Origin of the sequence: Streptomyces sp. NPDC020917 (assembly GCF_044333795.1) — a bacterium.
Classification (GTDB): Bacteria; Actinomycetota; Actinomycetes; order Streptomycetales; family Streptomycetaceae; genus Actinacidiphila.
Window position 1 is genome coordinate 359,968 of sequence record NZ_JBIRRR010000008.1, and the last position, 14,952, is coordinate 374,919.

Here is a 14,952-nt window from a genome sequence, read left to right on the forward strand (position 1 = left end):
GTCCGTCCCGCACCAACCGGGACGATTGCGTCCACCGCAGTCCAGCGAACCGGGGCCAGAACCTCGATGTCCGTGAACAGCCCATCACCGGCCGTCCATCCGGCCGGCACCCCTGAGTTCCCGCGCCACGTCGTCACCGCCGTGCTCGTCGCGCACGACGGCGCGCGCTGGCTGCGCCAGGCCCTCGACGGGCTGCTCTCCCAGGACCGCCCGGTCCAGGACGTCATCGCCGCCGACACCGGCAGCGCCGACGACTCCGCCCGCCTGCTCGCCGAGGCGCTCGGCGACCAGCGCGTCCTCCACCTCGCCCGGCGCACCGGCTTCGGTGCCGCCGTCGACGAGGCCGTGCGCACCGCCCCGCCGCTGACCGCCGAGCAGTTGCCGTACCTCGCCGCCCGCCGCAGCGGCTGGGACCCCGTCAACCGCACCTGGAACGACGACTCGTACGACGAGGCCCCGGCACCGCACGGCGAGCCCGTGCAGTGGCTGTGGCTGCTCCACGACGACTGCGAGCCCGACCCCGGCGCCCTGGCCGCCCTGCTGCGCACCGCGGAGACCACGCCCTCGGCCGCGATCATCGGCCCCAAACTCCGCTCCTGGTACGACCGCAGGCAGCTGCTCGAAGTGGGCGTCAGCATCGCCCGCAGCGGCCGCCGCTGGACCGGACTGGAGCGCCGCGAGCAGGACCAGGGCCAGCACGACCAGGTGCGCCAGGTGCTGTCGGTGTCCTCCGCGGGCATGCTGGTGCGCCGCGACGTGTGGGAGGAGCTGGGCGGATTCGACCGCCGGCTGCCCCTGATGCGCGACGACGTGGACTTCTGCTGGCGCGCCCAGTCCGCCGGGCACAGCGTCCTGGTGGCCCCGGACGCGGTGCTGCGCCACGCCGAGGCGGCCTCCCGCGAGCGCCGCCCGGTGGACTGCGCGGGGCGTTCCGCGGTCAACCCGCACCGCGTGGACAAGGCCGGCGCGGTCTACACCCTGCTCGCCAACACCCGCGGCCCGCTGCTCCCGTACGTGGCGCTGCGGATCATCGTCGGCACCCTGCTGCGCACCCTCGCCTACCTCGTCGGCAAGGTGCCCGGCCAGGCCGTCGACGAGATCGTCGGCCTGCTCGGAGTCCTGCTGCGGCCCGCCCGGCTGCTGGGCGCCCGGCGCAGACGCGGCCGCGGCGCCGTACCGCCGTCCGAACTGCGGCCGCTGTTCCCGCCGCCCGGTGCCACCGTCCGCGCCACCGTCGACCAGGTCGTCAGCAACATCGCCGGCCGCGCCGACGCGTCCACCGCGGCGGCCGGCCGCCACGGCGGCGCCGTCGAGTCCGGACCGGGCGACGATGACGGGGAGTTCCTGGAGGTCGAGCAGTTCGCCCGGCTCAAGCGGCTGGCGCGCAAGCCCGGCCCGGTGCTCTTCGCCGTGCTGCTCGTGGTGTCGCTCGCCGCCTGCCGCTCCCTGCTGGGCGGCGGGATCCTGTCCGGCGGGGCCCTCCTGCCGGCCGGCTCCGGGGCCTCCGACCTGTGGGGCACCTACGCCGGGTCCTGGCACGCGCTGGGCACCGGCGGCACCGAGTCCGCACCCCCCTACATCGCGGTCCTGGCACTTTTCGCGACCGTCCTGTTCGGCTCCACCAGCCTGACGCTGACGCTGTTCCTCGTCGCCTCGGTGCCGCTGGCCGGCGTCACCGCCTACTTCGCCTCGCGCCCGCTGGTGGAGTCGCGGCTGCTGCGCGCCTGGGCGTCGGTCGCCTACGCCTTCCTGCCCGCCGCGACCGGGGCGCTGGCCGCCGGGCGGCTGGGCACCGCGGTGCTCGCGATCCTGCTGCCGCTGATGGCCCGCGCGGCCGTGTCCTACGCCGGCCTGCAACTCGGCGAGTCCGCCATCGAGCGCGGGGTGCGACCCGGCTGGCGCGCCACCTGGGCGCTGGCCCTCATGCTCACCTTCACCACCGCGTTCACGCCGGTGACCTGGCTGATAGCCGTAGTGCTCGCGGCGTCCGTCCTCGGCTGGCGGCTGGTCGGCGGCGCCGCCCAGCTCGTCGTCCCGCACGTGCTGCGCTCGGCCGCGCTGCTGATCACCCCCATGGTGCTGCTGGCGCCCTGGTCGCTGACCCTGCTGGGCCACCCCGGCCGCCTGCTGCACGAGGCCGGCCTGCCCTACGGCACCAAGAGCGCCTCCGGCCTCGACCTGCTGCTGCTCAGCCCCGGCGGCCCCAAGGCGTCCGGCGGCGTCCTGCTCGTCGGCGTGCTGCTGGCCGCGCTCGCCGCCCTGATGCGCGGCACCCGGCGCACCGCCGTCACCGCGGCCTGGGCCGCCGCCCTGGCCGGCCTGCTGTTCGCCGTCGTCGAGAACGGCAAGAACTGGGCGGGCCCGGCCACCCTGGTCTACGGCCTCGCGCTGCTGGCCGCCGCGGCGGTCGGCGCCGAGGGCGCCAAGGAGCGCATCGCGGCCAGCGGCTTCGGCTGGCGCCAGCCGGTCGCCGGCCTGATCGCCCTGGCCGCGGTGGTCGCACCGCTGCTCGCCGCGTTCACCTGGGTCGCGGACGGCGCCAGCGGCCCGATCCGGCGCGGCGACCCGCAGCAGGTCCCGGCGTTCGTGGCCGAGGAGGCCACCACCGGCGACCAGCCCCGCACCCTCGTGCTCAACGGCACCCCCGGCGACGTCACCTACGCCCTGGTGCGCGGTTCCGGCGCCAAGATCGGCGACGCCGAACTGGCCGCCGCGGCCCCCGCCGACCCCGCGCTGGACACCGTGGTCGCCAACCTCGTCGCCGGCTCCGGCGCCGACCAGGGCAGCCGGCTGGCCGGCTACGCGGTCCGCTACGTGCTGGCGCAGAAGGGCTCGCCGCGCTCCTTCAGCCGCGTCCTGGACAGCACCCCGGGGCTCTCCCGGGTCAGCCAGACCGACGGCAGCGAGTTGTGGCGGGTCAACACGACCGTCTCCCGCATCACCATCACCAGCAAGGGCGCGCTGCCCGTCTCCGTGGTCTCCGGCCACGTCGAGGCGCACACCACCGTGCCCGCGGGCCCCTCGGGCCGGGTGCTGCGGCTCGCCGACTCCGCCGCCGCCGGCTGGCACGCCTCCCTCGACGGCACCCCGCTGACCCCGACGACCGTCGACGGCTGGGCGCAGGGCTTCGAACTGCCCTCGTCCGGCGGCCACCTGGACGTCACCTACAAGGAGCCGATGACCCACATCGGCTGGCTCGGCGCGCAGGCGTTCCTGCTGCTCGTGGTGATCGTGCTGGCCCTGCCGGGCCGCCGCCGCGACATCGACGACGACCTGCCGGAGGCAGAGGCGGCCGCCGCCGTCCCGGTGCAGCCCTCGGGCGAGGGCCGCAGGGCCCGCCGCCTGCAGGCCGCCGCCGAGGCGGAGGCCGCGGCCCAGCAGGCCGCGCAGGCGCCCGAGGCCGCCGAGCAGCCCGCCGAGCAGGGCGCGGCCGCCGGCGAGGAGGCGTCCGAGGAGGCCGGGTACGCCGGCCGGACCGGCTACGGCACCGGCGGCGCGGAGTACGACCCGTACGCGGTCCCGGCCGGCGCCGACTACGGCTACCAGGAGGGCTACGCCGACCCCGCCTATGCCCAGGCGGGCGACGCGGCCGGCCCGTGGCAGGGGCAGGCGCAGGGGCAGGGTCAGGAGCAGCAGGGCTACCCCGACCAGTCCGGCTACGGGGCCGAGCAGGGCGCGTACGGCGACGGCTACGGATACGTCCCGCCGCAGCCCGGCTACGACGCCTACACCCCCCAGGGCAACGAGCCCGGCTACGCCGAGCAGAACGGCTACCCGGACCAGAACGCCTACGACGAGCAGAACGGCTACGGGGAACAGGGCTACACCGGCCCGAACGACCCCGCCGGCTACTACGCAGACGGCGACCAGCACCGTGACGGGAGCGACCACCGGTGAACCGCAGCACGATCTCCCTGGCCGGCGCCGTCGCCGCGCTCGTCGTCCTGACCGGCGCCGCGTCGCTCACCGGCGGCAGCGACTCGAGCGCGGCGCCCGCCGCCTCGGCCGCCCGGCTGCCGGTGCAGCGCACCACGCTGCTGTGCCCGCCGCCCTCCTCGTCGGAGTTCGCGACCACCACGTACACGTCCTTCACACCGGGATCCTCCGGCGGCAGCGGCACGGCCTCCCTGGTCCCGGCGGCGGCCAAGGCCAAGCCGATCGCGCCGCTGACCGCGCCCGGGAAGCCGGTCACCGCGACCACCGACAAGGCGGACGCCCCCGCGCTGATCGGCACCGCCGACGGCTCGCTGGCCCCGGGATGGACCGTCCAGCAGAGCACCGTCGTCGACTCCGGTGCGGCCCGCGGCCTGCTGGGCACCTCCTGCCTGGTCCCGGACAGCGAGTTCTGGTTCGCCGGCGCGAGCACCGCGGCCGGCCGCCAGGACTACCTGCAGCTGGTCAACCCGGACGAGGCGCCGGCCGTCGTCGACGTCCAGATGTACGGCAAGGACGGCCAGCTCAAGGCAGCCACCGGCGACGGCATCACGGTGCCGGGCGACAGCGCGGAGCCCGTGCTGCTGTCCACCCTCGTCGCCGACAAGGAGCAGGACCTGACGCTGCACGTCGTCGCGCGCAGCGGCCGGGTCGGCGCGGCCGTGCAGGCCACCGACAGCAACAAGGGCGCGGACTGGCTGCCGGCCGCCGGGGACCCGGCGACCAGCCTGGTGATGCCCGGGATCCCCGGCGACGCCAGCGATGTGCGGCTGGTGGTCTTCGACCCGGGCGGCGACGACGCGGACCTGACGCTGAAGCTCGCCACGTCCACCGGCTCCATCACCCCGGCGGGGAACGAGACGCTGCACGTCAAGAGCGGGATGACGACCGCGGTGGACCTCGGTGACGTCACCAAGGGCGAGCCCGGGTCGCTGCTCATCGCGTCGAGCACCTCGCACAGCCCGGTTCCGGTGGTCGCCGCGCTGCGCGTCACCCGGGGCAAGGGCAGCTCCCAGGACCTGGCGTTCCTGCCCGCGACCGCCCCGGTGGACACCCGCGCCACCGTCGCCGACAACCGCACCAAGGGGACGACGCTCGCGCTGACCGCCACCGGCAAGGACACCAGCGTGAAGATCACCTCGTCGGCCGGGACGTCCGGCGGCGACGCGGTCACCAAGACCGTCACGGTCAAGGCGGGCTCGACGCTGTCCCTGGCGCCGCAGAGCGCGGGCAGCGGCGCGTTCGCGGTGACGATCGAACCGCAGCCCGGCGGCGGCACGGTCTACGCGTCACGGACGCTGGCGCTGCCGCTGGACGGCATCCCGATGTTCACCATCCAGACGATGCCGGACGACCGGGGCATGGTGTCCGTGCCCAAGGCCGGGTCCCGGCTGCAGATCCTCAACCACTGAGCTTCTACCGCCGAGCCTCAACCGCTGAGCCAGGGCCGCGGGTCGCCGAGAGCGGCCCGCGGCCCTGGCGTGCGGCGGTCCGGCCCGCGACGTGCGGCGGGCAGGTCCCGGGGGCTCAGTCCTCGCCGTACTTGGGGTCGACGTTCTCCGGGGACAGCCCCAGCAGCTCGGCGACCTGCTCGACGACGACCTCGTGGACGAGCAGCGCGCGCTCGTCGCGGTTCTTGGCGCGGATCTCCACCGGGCGCCGGTAGACGACGATCCGGCTCGGGCGGTCCTTGCCCGCACCGATCAGCCGGCCCAGCGGCACCGGGTCCCCGTCCGAGGCCGGGCCGTCCTGCGGCCACGGCACCTCCTGCACGGCGAACTCCACGTCCGCCAGTTGCGGCCAGCGCCGCTCCAGCCGGTCCGCCGCGTCCCGCACGAGGTCGTCGAAGGCGTCCGCGCGGCTGAGGGCGAGCGGCACCTGCGGGGGCGCGATGGGTCCGCGCATCCCGCGCCCGTGGCGGTCGCGGTGGCGCGGACGCGGTGCGGGAGGGGTCGGTGGGGTGGGTGCCGTGCTGTCCATCGACGTGAGCCTAGTCCTGTGAGCAGGCACGTACAGCATGGGATCGCGCCCTTGTCCGCGAAAGAGCGGACGGCGGCCGTTTCGCTGTCGCCGGATGCCGGGCGTGGGACCGCATCAGGCCAGGAATATGACGGATATACGCCACCTCATGACCGACCCCGTCACCCCCGGCGCAGGCAGGCGGGCCGTTACCGCGGGTAGTGGCAACCCGGCCCCGCGCTGTCCGTGCAGGTCAGAGCCCGGCGGACGGAGTGATCGGTTCCGGACGCGGAACGGCGACACGAGCGGGTGAGCTGGCGGAGAGTCGTCGCGGCCCGCTCAAGAGTGCGGTACCGTCCAACCTCGTGAGCCCTGTACGTCGCTGTTCGCGCACCGCTTGCGGCCGCCCCGCCGTCGCGACGCTGACGTACGTCTACGCGGACTCCACGGCCGTCCTCGGACCGCTGGCCACCTACGCCGAACCCCACTGCTACGACCTGTGCTCCGAGCACTCGGAGCGGCTCACCGCCCCGCGCGGCTGGGAAGTGGTGCGTCTGGCGACGGACTCCGGTCCGGTGCGCCCCAGCGGCGACGACCTGGAGGCGCTGGCCAACGCGGTGCGCGAGGCGGCGCGGCCGCAGGAGCGCGCCGCGGGTGCCGGCGGCCGCGACATCGACCCGATGGAGGTCGCCCGGCGCGGCCATCTGCGGGTGCTGCGGTCACCCGAGTCCTAGAGCCCGCGGAGTCATGGAGCCCGCGGAGTCCTGAGGCCCGGAGTCCTGAGGGCGTCGGTCCGCGCGGCGCGGCACGTGCCGGGGTGTCGAATCCTGGCCCGTACGGGCCCGTTACGCGGCAGGTCGCCGTGCTTCGGTAGGTTGTGGCTCCTTAGGGTGCGAGATGCGTCCCCAACCGTCCGAACGCGTGCAGCAGAGGTGCGAAGTGGCCGACTTGTCGCAGATCGTCAAGGCCTACGATGTGCGCGGCGTCGTACCCGACCAGTGGGACGAGCCGCTCGCCGAGATCTTCGGGGCGGCCTTCGCGACCGTCACCGACGCCACCGCGATCGTCGTCGGCCACGACATGCGGCCGTCCTCGCCCGGCCTCACCCGGGCCTTCGCCCGCGGTGCCGCCTCGCGCGGCGCGGACGTCACCGAGATCGGCCTGTGCTCCACCGACGAGCTGTACTTCGCCAGCGGCCGGCTCGACCTGCCCGGTGCCATGTTCACCGCCAGCCATAACCCGGCCCGCTACAACGGGATCAAGATGTGCCGCGCGGGAGCCGCGCCCATCGGCCAGGACACCGGGCTCGCCGACATCCGCCGCCTCGCCGAGCAGTGGTCGCAGACCGGTGTGCCGGCCACCGACGCGGCCCCGGGCACCCTCACCGCCCGCGACGTGCTCGGCGACTACGCGGGCTTCCTGCGCTCGCTCGTCGACCTGTCCGGCATCCGGCGGCTGAAGGTCGTGGTGGACGCCGGCAACGGCATGGGCGGCCACACCGTGCCCACCGTCCTGGACGGGCTGCCCATCGACCTGGTGCCCCTGTACTTCGAGCTCGACGGGACCTTCCCCAACCACGAGGCCAACCCGCTCGACCCCCGCAACCTCGTCGACCTGCAGGCCAAGGTCCGCGAGACGGGCGCCGACATCGGCCTGGCCTTCGACGGCGACGCCGACCGCTGCTTCGCCGTCGACGAGCGCGGCGAACCCGTCTCGCCGTCGGCCGTGACCGCTCTGGTCGCCGCCCGCGAGCTGGCCAGGAACCCCGGTGCCACGATCATCCACAACCTCATCACCTCCTGGACGGTGCCCGAGGTCGTGGCCGAGCACGGCGGCAAGGCGGTCCGCACCCGCGTCGGGCACTCCTTCATCAAGCAGGAGATGGCCGCCTCCGGCGCCGTCTTCGGCGGCGAGCACTCCGCGCACTACTACTTCCGGGACTTCTGGAACGCCGACACCGGCATGCTCGCCGCGCTCCACCTGCTCGCCGCCCTCGGCACCCAGGACGGGCCGGTCTCCGCGCTCGTCGCCGAGTACGACCGGTACGCCTCCTCCGGCGAGATCAACAGCACCGTCGCCGACCAGGCCGCGAGCACCGCGGCCGTGCGGTCCGCCTACACCGGCCGCGACGACGTCACCTTCGACGACCTCGACGGCCTCACCGTCTCCTCCGGCGACTGGTGGTTCAACCTGCGCGCCTCCAACACCGAACCGCTGCTGCGGCTGAACGTCGAGGCCCGCGACGCGGCCACCGTCGCCCGCATCCGCGACGAGGTCCTGGGGATCGTGCGCGCCTGAACCGCGGCGATAGGCTGGGCCGCACGGAGGGCACGCCACTGGTCCAGCGGGCGGCTCGCCGCACGCCCCACCCGGTCGCCGCATCCGACGCCGTATCCGGCCGCCGCCTGCGCGACCGGCTCCTCGACCGCCCGCTGCACACCGCCTCACGTCCGGAGGGACACCGCAATGCCGCTCGTCGAACCCAGCCTGCTGGAGATCCTCGCCTGCCCGGCCTGCCACGCGCCGCTGCGCGAGGACGAGGAGGCGAGCGAGCTCGTCTGCACCTCGGACACCTGCGGCCTGGCCTACCCCGTGCGGGACGAGATCCCCGTGCTGCTCGTCGACGAGGCCCGCCGCCCCTCCTGACCCGACATGGCCGCCCGCCCGCCGTTCGACCGGGCCGAGTGAGCCCGGCCCCGACGCCGGGCCGGTCCAGGCCGCATCCGACCGGGAGGTCGCAGTGTTCGACGAGTCCCTGCTGGAGGACCCCGACGCGCTCGCGCGCGCAGACGTCCATGGGCTGCTGCTCGGCGTCGCCGCCGCCGGCGCGCGCGTCCGCACCGCCCTGCGGCTCGCCGAGGAGGCGGGCCTGGCCGAACTCCGGCCCGACGGACGCCCCCGCACCCTGCTGATCGCCGGCAGCAGCCCCGAGGCGGCGGCCGTCGCCGACCTGCTGGGCGCGCTCAGCTCCGGCACCTGCCCCGTCGAACTCCTCCGTCCCTCCGGGCCCACCCCGCAGCAGTCCCGGTGGACCCTGCCCGGCTGGGCCGGCCCCCTCGACCTGCTGCTCCTGCTCACCCCGCGCGGCACCGAACAGGGCATGACCGACCTGGTCGAGCAGGCCTACCGGCGCGGCTGCACCGCCTGCGCGGTCACCCCGCCGGGCGCCCCGCTCGCCGAGGCCGTCCGCCACGTCCGGGGCATGGCCCTGCCGTTCGCCTCCGACGCCAACACCGCCGCGGGCCCCGACTGGGGCGCCGCCCCCGGCAGCAGCGCCGGCGGCACCACCACCGAGACCGCCGCCGACACCGGGGCGTTCTGGGCGCTGGCCGTCCCGCTGCTCGCCCTCGCCGACCGCCTCGGCATCCTCACCGCGCCCCCGGCAGCACTGCGAGGCGTCGCCGACCGGCTCGACGAGGTCGCCGCCCGCTGTGGCCCGGCCATCGCCACCTACACCAACCCGGCCAAGACCCTCGCCGCCGAACTCCACGAGTCCCTCCCGCTGTTGTGGAGCCAGGGACGGATCGCGGCGGCCGGCGCCCGCCGGTTCGCGACCGTGCTCGCCACCCACGCGGGCCGGCCCGCGCTCGCCGCGGAACTCCCCGCGGCCCTGACCGTCCACGGCCCGCTCCAGGCCGCCACCCGCGCCCTGGCCGCCGACCCCGACGACTTCTTCCGCGACCGCGTCGAGGACCCCGGCGGTCTGCGACTGCGGATCGTGCTGCTCCAGGAGGCCGCCGACCAGCCGGGCTCCGCCGCCCCGGCGGCACGCGAGCAGGCATACGCCCACGACACCCCGCTCAGCGAGATCTCCGCCGCCGCGGACACCCAGCTGGACACCGCCGCCGAACTCCTCGCCCTGACGGATTTCGCCGCCGCTTACCTGGCCGTAGCTTCGACCGAGAGACCATCACCGGCATGAACCGCCTCCTCAACACCATCCGCCCCTACGCCTGGGGTTCCACCACCGCCATCCCCGAGCTCCTCGGCACCGCGCCCAACGGTGAACCCCAGGCCGAACTGTGGATGGGCGCCCACCCCGGCGCGCCCTCGCGCATCGACCGCGGCAGCGGCCCGGTCCCGCTGGACGCCGTCATCGCCGCCGACCCGGCCGGCGAACTCGGCGAGTCCGCCGTCAAGCGCTTCGGCCCCACCCTGCCCTTCCTCTTCAAGGTGCTCGCCGCCGGCGCACCCCTGTCGGTCCAGGTCCACCCCGACCTCGCCCAGGCCAGGGCCGGCTTCGCCGATGAGGAGGCCCGGGGCGTCCCCCTCGACGCCCCGCACCGCAACTACAAGGACGCCAACCACAAGCCCGAGATGATCGTGGCGCTCTCCCCGTTCGACGGGCTGTGCGGCTTCCGCCGCCCGGCCGACGCCGCCGACCTCATCGAGGCCCTCGACGTCGACAGCCTCGCCCCGTACGTGGACATCCTGCGCGCCCATCCCGAGGACCGCGCCCTGCGCGAGGTCCTGGCCGCGGTGCTCGGCGCCGACCCGCAGGCCGTCGTCGCCACCGTGCACGCCGCCACCGAAGCCGCCGCGCGCCTCGCCGCCGACCCCGCCACCCCGTACGCCGCCGACTACGCGGCCTACGCCAAGGCGGCCCACAGCTTCCCCGGCGACCGCGGCATCATCGCCGCCATGCTGCTCAACTACGTGCAGCTGCAGCCCGGCGAAGCCCTCTACCTCGGCGCCGGAGTGCCGCACGCCTACCTCGACGGCCTCGGCGTCGAGATCATGGCCAACTCCGACAACGTCCTGCGGTGCGGCCTCACCCCCAAGCACATCGACGTCCCCGAACTCCTGCGCATCGTCCGCTTCGAGGCCGACGACCCGGGAGTGCTGCGCCCCGAGGCCGCCGCCGACGGCGAGGAGCTGTACGCCGCCCCTATCGACGAGTTCCGCCTCTCCCGGTACGTCCTGGCCCCCGGCGCCGACCCCCGCACCCTGGAGGCCGGCACCCCGCAGATCCTGCTGTGCACCAGCGGAACGGTGCGCCTGGAGACCGTCGGCGCGGCGGGCAGCGAACTCACCCTCGGCCCAGGCGAGTCCGCCTACGTCCCGGCCACCGAGCGCACCCGGCTCGACGGTGCGGGCACCGTCTTCCGGGCCACCGTCGCCTCCTGACGCACCGCCCGGAGAGCAGGCTGCAACAATGTCCGTCCGTCGCGCCCGTAAAGGCGCGGCAAAGGCGGACGACGGAAGGGACTCCCAGCACCTATGAGCGCGTCAGGCGGAACCAGGGCGATCGTCGCGGCCCTCAGCGCCAACCTCGCCATCGCGGCGTCCAAGTTCGTGGCGTTCGCGTTCAGCGGCTCCTCCTCCATGCTCGCGGAAGGCGTGCACTCCCTCGCGGACTCCGGCAACCAGGCGCTGCTGCTCATCGGCGGCAAGAAGGCCAAGCGCGCCGCCAACGAGGAGCACCCCTTCGGCTACGGCCGCGAGCGCTACATCTACGCCTTCCTCGTCTCCATCGTCCTGTTCTCCGTCGGCGGCATGTTCGCCCTCTACGAGGGCTACGAGAAGATCCGCCACCCGCACGCCATCGAGCACTGGTACTGGCCCGTGGGCGTCCTGCTCTTCGCGATCGTCGCCGAGGGCTCCTCCTTCCGTACCGCCATCAAGGAGTCCAACCACACCCGGGGCAAGCTGTCCTGGGCCCAGTTCATCCGGCGGGCCAAGGCCCCCGAACTGCCCGTCGTCCTCCTCGAGGACTTCGGCGCCCTCATCGGCCTCGCCCTCGCGCTCGCCGGTGTCGGCATCGCCCTCGCCACCGGTGACGGCATCTGGGACGGCATCGGCACCCTGTGCATCGGCACCCTCCTGATCTGCATCGCCCTGGTCCTGGCCGCGGAGACCAAGTCGCTGCTGCTCGGCGAGGGCGCCGGCCCCGAGTCGCTGGCCCGGATCCGCGCCGCGATGGTCGACGGCGACACCGTCACCGGCGTCATCCACATGCGCACCCTGCACCTCGGCCCCGAGGAACTGCTCGTCGCCGCCAAGGTCGCGGTCCAGCACGACGACACCGCCGCCGAGGTCGCCCGCGCCATCGACGCCGCCGAGGAGCGCATCCGCGCCGCCGAACCGTTCGCCCGCGTCATCTACCTCGAACCCGACATCTACAGCGAGGCCGCCGCGGCGGCGGGCCCCGACCCCGACCAGACTCCCGGCGGACGCTGAGCCGCACCCGGCTCGAGGCGCACTGGGGCAGACCGGCCCGCCGGTGTAGATTCGTTCGTAGCCAGACGTCGCTGCTGATGGCGGTCGGGCGGTCACCGAGAGCTGACCGGCCGAGGGAGAGAGGGCCTCCGACGGATTGCGCTGCCGCAAGGGGACAGGTGTGTCCGCACGACGAGGCACCCCCGGACGTCCCATGGCCGCGCACACTTCCTGTCCGACGCGAACGCAACCGCGAGGAGCAGCACGCATGACCCTCACCGCCACCGACTACAAGGTCGCGGACCTGTCCCTGGCCGTCTTCGGCCGCAAGGAGATCACCCTCGCCGAGCACGAGATGCCCGGCCTGATGTCCCTGCGCGAGGAGTACGCCGCCGCCCAGCCGCTGGCCGGCGCGCGCATCACCGGCTCCCTGCACATGACCGTGCAGACCGCCGTCCTCATCGAGACCCTCGTCGCCCTGGGCGCTGACGTCCGCTGGGCCTCCTGCAACATCTTCTCCACCCAGGACCACGCCGCCGCGGCCATCGCCGTCGGCCCGAACGGCACGCCCGACAACCCCCAGGGCATCCCGGTCTTCGCCTGGAAGGGCGAGACGCTGGAGGAGTACTGGTGGTGCACCGAGCAGGCCCTGACCTGGCCCGGCGTCCCCACCGGCGGCCCGAACATGATCCTCGACGACGGCGGTGACGCCACCCTCCTGGTCCACAAGGGCGTCGAGTTCGAGAAGGCCGGCTCCGTGCCGGCCACCGCCGCGGACGACAGCGAGGAGTACGGCGTCATCCTCGACCTGCTGCGGCGCACGATCGGCGAGAACGGGCAGAAGTGGACCCAGCTCGCCTCCGAGATCCGCGGCGTGACCGAGGAGACCACCACCGGCGTCCACCGCCTGTACGAGATGCAGCAGGACGGCTCGCTGCTCTTCCCGGCGATCAACGTGAACGACGCGGTCACCAAGTCGAAGTTCGACAACAAGTACGGCTGCCGTCACTCCCTGGTCGACGGCATCAACCGCGCCACCGACGTCCTCATCGGCGGCAAGGTCGCCGTGGTCTGCGGCTACGGCGACGTCGGCAAGGGCTGCGCCGAATCCCTGCGCGGCCAGGGCGCCCGCGTCATCGTCACCGAGATCGACCCGATCTGCGCCCTGCAGGCCGCGATGGACGGCTACCAGGTCGCCCGGCTCGAGGACGTCGTCGAGACGGCCGACATCTTCATCACCACCACCGGCAACCGCGACATCATCCTCGCCTCCGACATGGAGCGGATGAAGCACCAGGCGATCGTCGGCAACATCGGCCACTTCGACAACGAGATCGACATGGCCGGGCTCGCCAAGATCCCCGGCATCGTCAAGGACGAGGTCAAGCCGCAGGTCCACACCTGGACCTTCGCCGACGGCAAGAAGATCATCGTGCTGTCCGAGGGCCGGCTGCTCAACCTCGGCAACGCCACCGGGCACCCGTCGTTCGTGATGTCCAACTCCTTCACGGACCAGACGCTCGCCCAGATCGAGCTGTTCACCAAGCCCGAGGAGTACCCGATCGGCGTCTACGTGCTGCCCAAGCACCTGGACGAGAAGGTCGCCCGACTCCACCTCGACGCACTGGGCGTCCGGCTCACCACGCTCCGCCCGGAGCAGGCGTCCTACATCGGCGTCAAGGTCGAGGGCCCGTACAAGGCGGACCACTACCGCTACTGACCAGCGGCGCACGGCACCGCCGCGCACCGAACCCTCGCACACCGGCCCCCGTCTCGTCCGCGAGGCGGGGGCCTCGCCGAATCCCGAGACCACACGATGCCCCGCGGCCGCTACTCGTTCCATGACACGCACGACCACACCCCCCTCGGTGAGGAACACTTCCACTGCGCCACCGGACCCTCCGGCTGGCGCTACACCGCGCAGACCACAACGCCCGGCGGTGACGTCGCGGGATCCGTCGACCTGACGATCGACACGCTCGGCCGCCCCATCCGCGTCGAACTGCATGCCGGCGGATGGCAGGTACGCGGCGCCGCCCTCGACGGCGTCACGTGGGTCCGCACCGATCCCACCGGCGAGCAGGCGCATGAAGGGAACGCGCCCGCGCACGCGTTCACGGGGGGTTCGCCGGCGTTCCTGATCGCCACCGCACGGCTGCTGCGCCTCGAACCGGGCGCACCCGCCACACGCGTACGTCTCGTCTCATTCCAGCCCCCCGTGCTCGCTCCGCTGACCGTCGACCAGTCGTGGTCGTTGATCACCAGGACAGCACATCCGACGGACAGCGGATCGCTGCCTGTGGATAACTTCCGCGTGGCCGACCTGGCGACCGGCGACCAGTACGACGTTCATATCGCCGGGGACGTCGTCCTCGCGGCGCCCGGCATCGAGCTGGAGGACCTGGAGTCCCCGCCATCCACCTTCGCCTGATTTGACGTCCCCGGGGGGAGGAGGTAGGTTTGAACGGTTGTCACGAACCGGGCGGCTTGTCCGGTCGGCGACACCGAACCTTGCCACACCGTCTATCGAAGACACCTCCTCCGAACCGAGAGAAATCTCAGGGCGGGCAGTCGTGTCCCCGAAACTCGGGTGGTAATTCCGACCAGAAAGCATCTGCTAAGGTTGGAACACAACGAAGGGAAAGCCCGGAGGGGCCTGAAAGGGCCGCTGAAGGCAGCTTCCGTTCCTTGAGAACTCAACAGCGTGCCAAAAGTCAACGCCAGATATGTTGATACCCCGTCCCTCACGGATTAGTCCGTGGTGGATGAGGTTCCTTTGAAAGTCCTTCCCGTTGCTGGGAAGGCGATACACAGCGAGGACGCTGTGCACTGCGGGGATTATTCCTCCTCGCGGTGCCGCTCTTTCGTGTGTTGCCGGGATTACCCGGAAGCATTCACGGA

11 protein-coding genes are annotated in these 14,952 nt (G+C 73.4%); 10 read left to right on the top strand and 1 reads right to left on the bottom strand.

Annotation, left to right across the window (positions count from 1 at the left end; genetic code table 11):
* The first annotated feature begins 66 nt into the window (after positions 1–66).
* Together ACH4TG_RS20385 and ACH4TG_RS20390 are read left to right on the top strand one after the other, a co-directional pair.
* Entirely contained in the window at positions 67–3,897 is a 3,831-nt protein-coding gene (locus ACH4TG_RS20385; RefSeq protein WP_398243763.1) for a glycosyltransferase, read from the top strand.
* On the top strand, positions 3,894–5,345 hold the full coding sequence (locus ACH4TG_RS20390) for a DUF5719 family protein (RefSeq protein WP_398243764.1): 1,452 nt from the start codon (positions 3,894–3,896) through the stop codon (positions 5,343–5,345). Before ACH4TG_RS20385 ends, ACH4TG_RS20390 begins: the two co-directional genes overlap by 4 nt.
* Before the next feature lie 115 nt (positions 5,346–5,460).
* Here ACH4TG_RS20390 and ACH4TG_RS20395 read toward each other — a convergent pair whose 3' ends face one another.
* Positions 5,461–5,913 carry a metallopeptidase family protein gene (locus tag ACH4TG_RS20395; protein ID WP_398243765.1) on the bottom strand — a complete coding sequence of 151 codons (453 nt, stop codon included), beginning with the start codon at positions 5,911–5,913 and terminating at the stop codon, positions 5,461–5,463.
* 293 nt (positions 5,914–6,206) lie between these two features.
* Here ACH4TG_RS20395 and ACH4TG_RS20400 point away from each other — a divergent pair, with 293 nt between their 5' ends.
* From ACH4TG_RS20400 to ACH4TG_RS20435, 8 genes are all read left to right on the top strand, one after another.
* Entirely contained in the window at positions 6,207–6,626 is a 420-nt protein-coding gene (locus ACH4TG_RS20400) for a DUF3499 domain-containing protein (protein ID WP_398243797.1), read from the top strand.
* 163 nt (positions 6,627–6,789) lie between these two features.
* Complete coding sequence (locus tag ACH4TG_RS20405) at positions 6,790–8,190, top strand: phosphomannomutase/phosphoglucomutase (protein WP_398243766.1); 1,401 nt, start codon at positions 6,790–6,792, stop codon at positions 8,188–8,190.
* Positions 8,191–8,358: 168 nt separating this feature from the next.
* A complete protein-coding gene (locus tag ACH4TG_RS20410; RefSeq protein ID WP_398243767.1) occupies positions 8,359–8,538 on the top strand; it encodes a Trm112 family protein in 180 nt (59 codons plus the stop codon).
* A gap of 94 nt (positions 8,539–8,632) precedes the next feature.
* Positions 8,633–9,814 (top strand): SIS domain-containing protein, encoded by a 1,182-nt coding sequence (locus ACH4TG_RS20415; protein ID WP_398243768.1) that lies wholly within the window; start codon positions 8,633–8,635, stop codon positions 9,812–9,814.
* On the top strand, positions 9,811–11,019 hold the full coding sequence (gene manA, locus ACH4TG_RS20420; RefSeq protein ID WP_398243770.1) for a mannose-6-phosphate isomerase, class I: 1,209 nt from the start codon (positions 9,811–9,813) through the stop codon (positions 11,017–11,019). Before ACH4TG_RS20415 ends, manA begins: the two co-directional genes overlap by 4 nt.
* 93 nt (positions 11,020–11,112) lie before the next feature.
* Complete coding sequence (locus ACH4TG_RS20425; RefSeq protein WP_398243771.1) at positions 11,113–12,072, top strand: cation diffusion facilitator family transporter; 960 nt, start codon at positions 11,113–11,115, stop codon at positions 12,070–12,072.
* A 247-nt stretch (positions 12,073–12,319) separates the two neighbouring features.
* Positions 12,320–13,771, top strand: a complete 1,452-nt coding sequence (gene ahcY, locus ACH4TG_RS20430; RefSeq protein ID WP_398243772.1) for an adenosylhomocysteinase — start codon at positions 12,320–12,322, stop codon at positions 13,769–13,771.
* Between the two features lie 96 nt (positions 13,772–13,867).
* A complete protein-coding gene (locus tag ACH4TG_RS20435) occupies positions 13,868–14,482 on the top strand; it encodes a hypothetical protein (RefSeq protein WP_398243774.1) in 615 nt (204 codons plus the stop codon).
* The last annotated feature ends 470 nt before the right edge of the window (positions 14,483–14,952 follow it).

Coding starts and splice junctions, on each gene's coding strand:
- ACH4TG_RS20425 (WP_398243771.1), top strand. CDS start 11,113: ATGAGCGCGTCAGGCGGAACCAGGGCGATCGTCGCGGCCCTCAGCGCC.
- ACH4TG_RS20435 (WP_398243774.1), top strand. CDS start 13,868: ATGCCCCGCGGCCGCTACTCGTTCCATGACACGCACGACCACACCCCC.
- ACH4TG_RS20410 (WP_398243767.1), top strand. CDS start 8,359: ATGCCGCTCGTCGAACCCAGCCTGCTGGAGATCCTCGCCTGCCCGGCC.
- manA (WP_398243770.1), top strand. CDS start 9,811: ATGAACCGCCTCCTCAACACCATCCGCCCCTACGCCTGGGGTTCCACC.
- ahcY (WP_398243772.1), top strand. CDS start 12,320: ATGACCCTCACCGCCACCGACTACAAGGTCGCGGACCTGTCCCTGGCC.
- ACH4TG_RS20405 (WP_398243766.1), top strand. CDS start 6,790: ATGCGTCCCCAACCGTCCGAACGCGTGCAGCAGAGGTGCGAAGTGGCC.
- ACH4TG_RS20385 (WP_398243763.1), top strand. CDS start 67: ATGTCCGTGAACAGCCCATCACCGGCCGTCCATCCGGCCGGCACCCCT.
- ACH4TG_RS20395 (WP_398243765.1), bottom strand. CDS start 5,913: ATGGACAGCACGGCACCCACCCCACCGACCCCTCCCGCACCGCGTCCG.